We start from the raw sequence: 1,301 nt of genomic DNA, 5'->3' as shown, positions 1-1,301 counted from the left end.
TTCGTTAAAGGATTAGGTGAAGGGTGGTTAGAACAAGAGAAATTTAAACATTGGTTAAAACAAGACTATGTCTATTTAGTCGAGTATTCAAGATTAATGGCTTTAGGTAGTGCTAAATCTAATGATTTAAAAACAATGACGACGTTTGCTAACCTTCTTCACGGTACATTAAATATGGAAATGGACCTTCATCGTCAATATGCGAGTAAATTTGGAATCACACCTGAAGAATTAGAGGAGACAGATGCAGCATCAACGACTACAGCTTATACGAGCTACATGCTAAATGTCTCACAACGCGGCGGAGTTGAGAATGTCGTGGCCTCTGTTTTGGCGTGTGCATGGAGCTATAATTTTATCGGCAAAGAGTTAGCGAATTGGCCAGGTGCTAAAGACCATGCGTTTTACGGTCACTGGGTTGAAATGTATTCATCTGATGAATTCACAGAGCTAGCCGAAGATTGCAAAACATTGATGAATGAACTAGCAGACGGTAAGCCAGAGCGTGAGTTAGCTGAATTAGAAGAGATCGTCGTTAAAACGAGTTTACTTGAGTATATGTTCTGGGACATGGCTGAGAATTTAGAAGAATGGCCAGTGAAAGTTGAAGAAGCGGCTAGGTAGCCAGACTGAAGTGAAAGGCAAGGTCTCAGTGCCTTGCCTTTTCAATTGTTAAAGTACGTCGATCAATTCTGTATCGGAATAAATAGAGATGAGTACGACAGCCTTACCATCTCCAATGTTTTTAACTAAATGAGGTACGCTTGCGTTCCAGCTAAATGAATCGCCAGCTTCAACAACTACAGAGTCTTCCCCTTGCTCAGCGAGGACTTTTCCTTCTAAAACTAGGTGGCTTTCTTCCCCTTCGTGTGAATGAGGTTCTCCAATTGTTGCACCAGGAGGGAATTCTACCATCATCATTCGCAATCCCCCCTTTGCCGTTAAATGTTCGATTTTTAAACCATTAAAAGTCGATTCATTCCTCGAGTCTTTTCTAACGACATGCATCTGTTGCTTTTTATCTAAAAGTAAGTATGGCATTGGAACATCTAAGAAGGAAGCAATGGTGCTTAACGTATTAATAGATGGGGATGTGTTATTGTTTTCAACATTACTGATGAACCCTTTTGATAGCCCAGTTCCTTCACACATTTGTGCAATTGTTATTTTCTTTCTGTTCCGAATCACTCTAATCTTTGTACCGATATCCAAAATAACCACCTCTAATTTGTTTACTAATAAGAAACTTATTTATATATTAGCAAATTAATAGTTGACAATCCAGCTTGATTTGTTTAAAG

At 39.1% G+C, this 1,301-nt stretch carries 2 protein-coding genes; one reads left to right on the top strand and one right to left on the bottom strand.

Annotated features, from left to right (window positions below; translation table 11 throughout):
• Positions 1-624 (top strand): thiaminase II (gene tenA / locus A194_RS0116295; protein WP_017187837.1); only part of this gene is annotated, 624 nt, incomplete at its 5' end.
• Between the two features lie 48 nt (positions 625-672).
• Here tenA and A194_RS0116290 read toward each other — a convergent pair.
• Positions 673-1,212 carry a helix-turn-helix domain-containing protein gene (locus tag A194_RS0116290; RefSeq protein WP_017187836.1) on the bottom strand — a complete coding sequence of 180 codons (540 nt, stop codon included), beginning with the start codon at positions 1,210-1,212 and terminating at the stop codon, positions 673-675.
• Positions 1,213-1,301 lie beyond the last annotated feature (89 nt).

Origin of the sequence: Alkalibacillus haloalkaliphilus C5 (assembly GCF_000269905.1) — a bacterium.
Taxonomy (GTDB): Bacteria; Bacillota; Bacilli; order Bacillales; family Alkalibacillaceae; genus Alkalibacillus; species Alkalibacillus haloalkaliphilus_A.
Note: the sequence above shows the minus strand (reverse complement) of the source record. Positions and strands in the feature narration are given on the sequence as shown.